Source organism: Streptomyces sp. SID5785 (assembly GCF_009870065.1).
Taxonomy (GTDB): Bacteria; Actinomycetota; Actinomycetes; order Streptomycetales; family Streptomycetaceae; genus Streptomyces.
The window spans coordinates 1-9100 of record NZ_WWIA01000623.1 but is presented as its reverse complement, the minus strand read 5'-3'; the positions used below and the strand labels follow the sequence as shown (position 1 = coordinate 9100).

Here is a 9100-nt window from a genome sequence, read left to right as displayed (position 1 = left end):
TGAGTAAGACAATATGAGTTCCGAAACAAATCGCCGCAGGATCCGCTCCGGGCTGCGTGACGTGGGTCTGCAGCTGTCGCTGCTCAACCGGCAGGTCAGCGCCCGCGTCGAGATGAAGGACGTCGACCTGGACTGCCTCGACCTGATCAAGACGCACGGGCCGCTCAGTCCGGGGGCGCTGGCCAGGCGGGCCGGGCTGCACCCGGCCACGATGACGGGGGTCCTCGACCGGCTGGAGAAGGGCGGCTGGATCTCCCGGGAGCGCAACCCGTCCGACCGCAGGGCGGTGCAGATCACCGCCCTTTCCGGCCGGGACGGCGAGCTGCTGCGTCACTTCGCGGGGATGGGCGCGTCCGTCGAGCGGATCTGCTCCGCCTACGACCCCGCCGAGCTGGAGGTCATCGCCGGTTTCCTGGAGCGGATCGCCGACGCGGGCCGCACCTCGACGGCCGAACTCTCCGGCTCCTGACGGCCGTTCGCGCCCGCGCCGCCGCCGGGGCGGGAGGTCCCGGCGGGGATGCAGCGAGGCCCTTTCGAAGAAGGGGGCGGTACGAGATATCTTGATGTCGAGCAATCTGAGAAATCATGCAGACGACGTGGAAGACGTGGAGCGGAGCACCCGGTGACTGACTCGACCATCATTTACACGCACACTGACGAGGCCCCGGCCCTCGCGACGTACTCCTTCCTGCCCGTGATCGAGGCCTACGCGTCCACCGCCGGTGTGCGGGTCGAGACCCGTGACATCTCCCTGGCCGGGCGCATCATCGCCTCCTTCCCGGAGCACCTGAACGAGGACCAGCGCATCGACGACGCGCTGGCCGAGCTGGGCGAGCTCGCCAAGACGCCGGGCGCCAACATCATCAAGCTGCCGAACATCTCGGCGTCCATCCCCCAGCTCAAGGCCGCGATCGCCGAGCTGCAGGAGCAGGGCTACGCGCTGCCCGCGTACCCCGACGAGCCGAAGACGGACGAGGAGCGCGAGATCCGCGCCCGCTACGACAAGGTCAAGGGTTCCGCCGTGAACCCCGTCCTGCGTGAGGGCAACTCGGACCGCCGCGCCCCCGCCTCGGTGAAGAACTACGCCAAGGCCCACCCGCACCGCATGGGTGCCTGGACCCCCGAGTCCAGGACCAACGTGGCGACGATGGGCGTGAACGACTTCCGCTCGACCGAGAAGTCCGCCGTGATCGAGGCCGACGGCTCGCTCAGGATCGAGCACGTCGCCGCCGACGGCACGACCACCGTCCTGCGCGAGTCCGTACCGGTGCTCGCCGGTGAGGTCGTGGACGCCTCCGTGCTGCACGTCGCCGCCCTGCGCGAGTTCCTCACCGCGCAGATCGCCAAGGCCAAGGCCGAGGGCGTGCTGTTCTCCGTGCACCTCAAGGCCACCATGATGAAGGTCTCCGACCCGATCATCTTCGGCCACGTCGTGCGCGCCTTCTTCCCGAAGACGTTCGCCAAGTACGGCGAGGCGCTCGTCGCCGCCGGCCTCTCCCCGAACGACGGCCTCGGCACCATCCTCAAGGGCCTGGACTCCGTGCCCCACCTGGGCGCCGAGATCAAGGCCTCCTTCGAGGCCGAGATCGCCGAGGGCCCGGAGCTCGCCATGGTCGACTCCGACCGCGGCATCACCAACCTGCACGTGCCGTCCGACGTCATCGTCGACGCCTCGATGCCCGCCATGATCCGCACCTCGGGTCACATGTGGGGCCCCGACGGCCAGGAGGCCGACACCCTCGCCGTCCTCCCGGACAGCAGCTACGCGGGTGTCTACCAGGTCGTCATCGACGACTGCCGGGCCAACGGCGCCTACGACCCGTCGACCATGGGCTCCGTCCCGAACGTCGGCCTCATGGCGCAGAAGGCCGAGGAGTACGGCTCGCACGACAAGACCTTCGAGATCGCGGCTGCCGGCACGGTCCGCCTGGTCGCCGCCGACGGCACCGCCGTCCTGGAGCAGGAGGTCGCCGAGGGCGACATCTTCCGCGCCTGCCAGACCAAGGACGCGCCGATCAAGGACTGGGTCAAGCTCGCCGTCACGCGCGCCCGCGCCACCGGTGACCCGGCCGTCTTCTGGCTGGACGAGACCCGCGCCCACGACGCGCAGCTGATCAAGAAGGTCGAGCAGTACCTGCCGGAGCACGACACCGAGGGCCTGGACATCCGCGTCCTGTCCCCGGAGGACGCCACGAAGCTGTCGGTCGAGCGCATCCGCCAGGGCCTGAACACCATCTCGGTCACCGGCAACGTGCTGCGCGACTACCTGACGGACCTCTTCCCGATCCTGGAGCTGGGCACCAGCGCCAAGATGCTGTCCGTCGTCCCGCTGATGAACGGCGGCGGCCTCTTCGAGACGGGCGCCGGCGGCTCCGCCCCGAAGCACGTCCAGCAGCTGGTCAAGGAGAACTACCTGCGCTGGGACTCCCTCGGCGAGTTCCTCGCGCTGGCCGTCTCCCTGGAGCACCTCTCCACCACCACGGGCAACGCCCGCGCGAAGGTCCTCGGCGAGACGCTCGACCGCGCCACCGGCACGTTCCTCAACGAGGACAAGTCGCCGACCCGTCGCCTCGGCGGCATCGACAACCGCGGCTCGCACTTCTACCTGGCCCTCTACTGGGCCCAGGAGCTCGCCGCCCAGACCGAGGACGCGGAGCTCGCCAAGGCCTTCGCGGCCTTCGCCGAGTCCCTCAAGGCCGACGAGCAGAAGATCGTCGACGAGCTCGTCGCGGTGCAGGGCTCCCCGGCCGACATCGGCGGCTACTTCCAGCCCGACCCGGCCAAGGCGGCCCAGGTCATGCGCCCGTCGCAGACCCTGAACGAGGCGCTCGCCTCGCTCGCCTGATCCCCCGCGGATCCCCTCCGCCCCGGCCGGCCCCGTGCCGGCCGGGGCGGTTCGCCGCGAGCCGCGCACCGGACGCGCTTCACCGCCCCTGACCTGGGTAGGCTGCGCCGATGAGCACTCTGGATGACGCACGACCGGGCATGGACCCGGCGATCCGCCCGCAGGACGACCTCTTCGGCCATGTCAACGGCCACTGGCTCACCAACGAGCCGATCCCCGACGACCGCTCCAGCTGGGGCCCCTTCGTCCAGCTCGTGGACGTGGCCGAGCAGCAGGTCAAGGAGATCATCCAGGAGATCGCGGCCGGCGGCCCCACCAGCCTGGAGACCGACGAGGCGCGCAAGATCGCCGAGCTGTACGCGTCGTTCATGGACGAGGAGCGGGCCGACGCCCTCGGCCTCGACCCGGTCCGGCCGCTCCTCGACGAGGTGGCGGGCATCGGTGACGTGCGGGAGCTCGCCGGTTTCCTCGGCCGCTTCGAGCGCACCGGGGGCTCCGGCCTGTTCGGCGCGTACATCGACACGGACGACCGTGACTCCGACCGCTACCTCTTCAACCTGCTCCAGGGCGGTCTCGGGCTGCCCGACGAGTCGTACTACCGCGACGAGAAGTTCGCCGAGACCCGCGAGAAGTACGAGGCCTACCTCACCGAGCTGTTCTCGCTCGCCGAGCATGCCGACCCGGCCGCCGCGGCCCGCACCGTCCTCGCGCTGGAGACCCGGCTCGCCGAGGGCCACTGGGAGCGCGCCGAGACGCGGGACGTGCAGAAGACGTACAACCTCACGACCTTCGACGAACTGACGGCGCTCGCCCCGGCCTTCGACTGGCGCGCCTACGTCGCCGGGCTCGGCGGCAGCGACGAGACGCTCGCCCAGTCGTGTGTGCGCCAGCCCTCCTACCTGGCGCATCTCTCCGCCGTCCTGACCGAGGTCCCGGTCGAGCAGTGGCGCGACTGGCTGCTCGCGCGCGTGCTGCGCTCCAGCGCCCCGTACCTGTCCTCGCCGTTCGTCCAGGTCAACTTCGACTTCTACGGGCGCACCCTCAACGGCACCCCCGAACTGCGGGCCCGCTGGAAGCGCGCCGTGGCGTTCGTCGAGGGTGCGATGGGCGAGGCCGTCGGCAAGGAGTACGTGGCCCGGCACTTCCCGCCGGCCTCCAAGGCCCTGATGGACGAGCTCGTCGCGAACCTCCTCGAGGCCTACCGGCAGTCCATCGGTGCCCTCGACTGGATGACGGACGAGACGAAGGAGCGGGCGTACGAGAAGCTCGCCACGTTCCGTCCGAAGATCGGCTACCCGGACCGGTTCCGTGACTACACCGCACTGACCGTCGTCCCCGGCGACCTGCTGGCCAACGCGTACGCGGCCGACGCCTTCGAGCACGACCGGCAGATGGCCAAGATCGGCGCCCCCGTCGACCGCGACGAGTGGTTCATGCTGCCGCAGACCGTGAACGCCTACTACAACCCGGGCACCAACGAGATCTGCTTCCCGGCCGGCATCCTGCAGAAGCCGTTCTTCTCGCCGGAGGCCGACGCGGCCGAGAACTACGGCGGGATCGGCGCCGTCATCGGCCACGAGATCGGCCACGGTTTCGACGACCAGGGCGCCCAGTACGACGGCCGGGGCAACCTCAACGACTGGTGGACCGCGGACGACAAGGCCGCGTTCGAGGGCAAGTCGAAGGCGCTCGTCAAGCAGTACGACGGCTTCTCCCCGCGCAACCTGCCCGGCGAGTTCGTCAACGGCTCGCTGACCGTCGGCGAGAACATCGGCGACCTCGGCGGCCTCACCATCGGGCACACCGCGTACCTGATCGCCCTCGCCGGGGCGCCCGTCCCCGAGGAGGACGGACTGAGCGGCTCCCAGCGGCTGTTCATGAACTGGGCGTTCTGCTGGCGCACCAAGCGGCGCAAGGAGCAGGAGCAGCAGTACCTGACGATCGACCCGCACTCGCCGCCGGAGTTCCGGGCGAACATCGTGCGCAACCTGGACGAGTTCCACGAGGCCTTCGCCACGCAGGCCGGCGACGGGCTGTGGCTGGACCCCACGGAGCGCGTGCGGATCTGGTGAGTTCCGGTGAGCGGGGCCCGCAGGTGCGCGCCACCGGGCCCCGCTCACCCGTCGGGTTCCGTGGGTGCGGGTTCTACCTGCCGACCGTGGCCTTCAGGAACGCGATGGTGTCGGTCCACGCCTCCTGCGACGCCTTCGCGTCGTAGGCCTCGGGGCGGCCGTCGTTGAAGAAGGCGTGCCCTGCCGCATGGAGCCGGAAGTCGGGCGTGATGCCGGACTGCCGCTCGATCGCGCCCCGCAGCCCGTCCAGCGTCGCGAGCGGAATGGACGCGTCGCGCTCGCCGTAGTGACCCTGCACCTGGGCCTTCAGGCCCGAGAAGTCGGGGATCTCGCCCTGGATGACCCCGTAGAAGGGGACCGCGGCGCTGACGCGGGCCTCCTTCGCCGCGAGGTACAGGACGAAGCCGCCGCCCATGCAGAAGCCGACCGCGCCCACGTCCGCGGACGTGACCTCCGGCAGCGTCAGCAGATGGCCGACCGCGCCGGACAGCAGCGCGACCCCGCGCTCCACCGGCAGGTCCCGCATCATGCGGAACGCCTCGTCGGAGTCGTGCGCGACGTTGCCGCCGTACAGGTCGGGGGCGAGCGCCACGAACCCCTCCGCGGCGAGCCGGGCGGTCACGTCGGCGATGTGGTCCGTCAGGCCCCACCACTCCTGGATGACGACGACGCCGGGCCCGCGGCCGCCCGGCGGCAGGGCCAGGAAGCCGTGCGCCGGGGTGCCGTCGCTGTCGAACGTCACGTTCTGGTGGGCCGGGCGTCCGGTGGACCGGGGGACTCCGGGTGCGTCGGGGCTGTCCGCCACGAGGTGCCTCCTGTAGTGGATGATCACCTTCCACGATGCCACCCGGGACCCCGGGGAACATGACGGGGCCGCCGTCTCCCTGAGGACGGCGGCCCCGTGGCCGGTGCGCGGCGGTCGTCACATGTGGACGACGGGTGCCGCGTCCGCGGCCGGTTCCTGCTGACCGGCCCCACGTCGGTACAGCAGGAAGGCGAGGACGGCGCCGGCGGCGAAGAAGCCGGCCGACCACCAGAACGCCGTCGTGTAGCTCTCGATCGTGGCCTGCGCCTGGTTCAGCTTGTTCGCCGGGTCGTGGTCCGTGAGGTAGCCGGTCGCGGCGCTCGCGGCCAGGGTGTTCAGGAGCGCCGTGCCGATCGAACCGCCCACCTGCTGCATGGTGTTGACGGTCGCGGAGGCCACGCCCGCATCCTCGGCGGCGATCCCGCTGGTGGCCAGCGCCATCGCGGGCGGCATCACGACACCGAGGCCCGCGCCGATCAGGATCAGCTGCGGCAGCACGTCGGAGGCGAACGAGGAGCCGAGGCCGATGCCGGTGAGCCAGGCCATGCCGACACCGGCGAGGGCGAAGCCCGCCGGGATGACGGCCTTCGGACCGATCCGCGGCACCAGGACGGTGGTGGAGACCTGGGCCATGACCATCATCGCGGCGACCATCGGCAGGAACGCGACGCCCGTTTTCGTGGGGCTGAAGCCGAGGTTGAGCTGGAGGTAGTAGGTGAGGAAGAGGAACACGCCGAACATGCCCGCGCCGGTGATCAGGACCGCGACGAACGAGGCGGCACGGTCCCGGTCGAGCAGGACGCGCATCGGCAGCAGCGGGTGCTTCGCGCGGGTCTGCCACCAGCCGAAGGCCAGCAGCAGGACCCCGCCGGCGAGCAGGAAGCCCCAGGTCAGCGGGGAACTCCAGTCATGGGTCTCGGCGTTGGAGAAGCCGTAGACGAGGGAGAAGAGTCCGGCGGAGACCAGGACGGTGCCGGGCAGGTCCAGCTTGGCGCCGGCCGCGTCGCGGTGCTTGTTCAGCAGGAGCCAGCCGCCGGCGAAGGCGACGACCGCGAAGACGATGTTGACGTACAGGGTCCAGCGCCAGTCCAGGGCGTCGGTGAGCAGACCGCCGAGCAGCAGTCCGACCGCGCCGCCCGCGCCCGCGATGGCGCCGTAGACGCTGAACGCCTTGGCGCGTTCCTTGGCGTCGGTGAACGTCGTGTTGAGCAGGGAGAGGGCGGCGGGGGCGAGCAGCGCGCCGAACACGCCCTGCAGCGCGCGGGCCGTGACCAGCATCCCGAAGCTGGTGGACGCGCCGCCGAGGACGGAGGCGCCGGCGAAGCCCGCGACGCCGACCAGGAAGGCGGGCTTGCGGCCGAAGAGGTCGGCGATGCGGCCGCCGAGCAGCAGCAGGGAGGCGAAGGCGAGCGCGTAGGCGGTGACGATCCACTGCCGGTTGCCGTCGGAGAAGCCGAGGTCCTGCTGGGCCGAGGGCAGCGCGATGTTCACGATCGTCGCGTCGAGGACCACCATCAGCTGGGCGATGCCGATGACGCCGAGGATCCACCAGCGCTTGCGGGAGGCGTCCTGCGGCGTCCGCTCCGGCGCGGCCGTGGTGCCTGCGCCCTTCTCGAGCGAGGTCTGGGACATGGGGCACTCCAGGGAAGGTCGTACGGGGAGGTACCGGACACGCCGCGCACGGGCGCAGGGCGTGTGAGGAGGAGATAAGTAAACGAAACCGTTTCGTTCACGTCCTCGACGAGCGTAAGCCTTCTCGAGCGAAACGGCAACGTTTCGCTAACCTGGACCCCGGGAGAGTGGCGGAGGTCACGGGCCCGGACGCACCGGTGCCCGGCACTCCCGCGGGGGAGTGCCGGGCACCGGGCGGCGGGCCGGACCGCGCGGTCAGTCCGCCCGCTGCGCCCTGTTCAGGGCGGAGAGGCACGCGGAGATCGCCTCCTGCAGCTCCTCCAGCCGCTTGACCATGTCGTCCTCGACGATGTCGTCGATGTCCGCGACGTCGTCGAAGGTCAGCTCCTCGAAGGCCTTCGTCGCCTTCTGCAGGCTGCTGTAGAACTTCGCCCGCTTCTCCTGGACCCGCAGTTCCGGGTCCTTCTCGACGGTCTCCGCGACGAGCGTGCGCACGGTGTCGTACGCCTCGCGGGCCCACTCGCCCGGCTCCTCGTCCTCGTCCAGCTCGTCGATCAGCGACAGGTGGCGCTCGGCCTCCTCGCGCAGCTCCGCCGTCGCCTCGATCTTCTGCCCCGCGGGCGTCTTGACCTGGCCCTCCTCGGCGATCCTGCGCACGTACTCGAGCTGTCCGCCGGTCTTCGTCTCCTCCGCGACGGCCTTCTTCAGCTCGTCGGCGCGCACGATGTCGCGGGCCAGACCGGTGCGCAGCACCGGGTCCTCGTCGAGCCGGTCCATCAGGGCCTTGCGGGCGGCCTCCGCGGTGCCCGGGTCCGCGAGGATCGCGGCGCGCAGCGCGGTCGGGTTCTCGGCGACCTCCAGGGCCTTCGTCGGGCGGATGCCCTCGGCCTCGGCGGCCTCCGTGATCGCCTGGCCGCGCACCGACGCGGCGCTGGAGCGCGACACGTAGTACGACAGCCACGCGTCGGCGTCCGGCAGCTCGATCTCCGCGCCCGGGGCCAGCGCCTCGAACTGCGGGACGAGACCGTCGTCGGCCGCCCGGTCCCAGGCCTTGTAGAAGCGCATGACGCGCTCGGCCGAGCAGTCGGCGAGCGCGGCGAACCGGCGGGCCGAGACCTTCTCCGACTCGCCCGCCGCCTGGCCGCCCGGGCGCACGCTGCGCGCCACCTTCAGGGCGAAGATCCAGCCGCCGGTGCGGGCGTAGACGCCGAAGTCGCGCGCGTCCCTGGCGATGGCCTCGGGCACCTCGCCGGGCGCGTCGTCGGCCTCCGCCCCGGCGTCCGCCTCGGCCTGTGTCCCCGCCCCGGCTTCCTCGGCGGCGTCGGGCTCCGCCGGGGCCGGCACGGCCGCGGCCTCCTCCGGCTGCCAGAAGTTCTCCTCCGGGGTGGCTGCCTCGGGCGAGTCGATGGCTACGGTCACGTAGGTACTCCTGGGTGATCGGAGGTGTGCGGGTTGACGGGATACTTTATCGCTCCGATTGGGGCGTTTTGTGCGCGAGTTGTGCGGGGAGCCCCAGCTCGGCCAGGATCCCGTCCGTGTGCTCGCCCGCCGCGGGCACCGGCGCCATCCGGGGCTCGACCCCGCGCGGCGTCGCCGGCGGCAGGAGCGCGCGCACCGGCCCGCCCGGGGTGTCCACCGTGCGCCAGCGGTCGCGGCCCGACAGGACCGGGTGATCCAGGAAGTCCTGGACGGAGTTGAGCCGCGCGTTGCCGATCCGGGCCTTCTCCAGAAGGGCCACCGCCTCGT

General features: G+C 71.2%; 6 protein-coding genes and 1 pseudogene. 3 read left to right on the top strand and 4 right to left on the bottom strand.

Annotation, left to right across the window (positions count from 1 at the left end; translation table 11 throughout):
* Positions 1-13 precede the first annotated feature (13 nt).
* From GTW43_RS20325 to GTW43_RS20315, 3 genes are all read left to right on the top strand, one after another.
* Entirely contained in the window at positions 14-469 is a 456-nt protein-coding gene (locus GTW43_RS20325) for a MarR family transcriptional regulator (protein ID WP_161303442.1), read from the top strand.
* A gap of 153 nt (positions 470-622) precedes the next feature.
* The gene (locus GTW43_RS20320) at positions 623-2845 is read left to right on the top strand and encodes an NADP-dependent isocitrate dehydrogenase (protein WP_161303441.1); all 2223 of its coding nucleotides are present in this window, start codon (positions 623-625) and stop codon (positions 2843-2845) included.
* A 110-nt stretch (positions 2846-2955) separates the two neighbouring features.
* Complete coding sequence (locus GTW43_RS20315; protein ID WP_161303440.1) at positions 2956-4917, top strand: M13-type metalloendopeptidase; 1962 nt, start codon at positions 2956-2958, stop codon at positions 4915-4917.
* A 73-nt stretch (positions 4918-4990) separates the two neighbouring features.
* On the opposite strand, the gene GTW43_RS20310 is transcribed toward GTW43_RS20315, so the two are convergent.
* The 4 genes and pseudogenes from GTW43_RS20310 to GTW43_RS20295 all read right to left on the bottom strand — a co-directional run.
* Positions 4991-5722 carry a dienelactone hydrolase family protein gene (locus GTW43_RS20310; RefSeq protein WP_343246069.1) on the bottom strand — a complete coding sequence of 244 codons (732 nt, stop codon included), beginning with the start codon at positions 5720-5722 and terminating at the stop codon, positions 4991-4993.
* A 117-nt stretch (positions 5723-5839) separates the two neighbouring features.
* The gene (locus GTW43_RS20305; RefSeq protein ID WP_161303439.1) at positions 5840-7354 is read right to left on the bottom strand and encodes an MFS transporter; all 1515 of its coding nucleotides are present in this window, start codon (positions 7352-7354) and stop codon (positions 5840-5842) included.
* Between the two features lie 255 nt (positions 7355-7609).
* Positions 7610-8773, bottom strand: a complete 1164-nt coding sequence (locus tag GTW43_RS20300; RefSeq protein WP_343246068.1) for a hypothetical protein — start codon at positions 8771-8773, stop codon at positions 7610-7612.
* Between the two features lie 46 nt (positions 8774-8819).
* Positions 8820-9100 (bottom strand): annotated as a pseudogene (locus tag GTW43_RS20295) (CoA transferase); the annotation flags it as partial.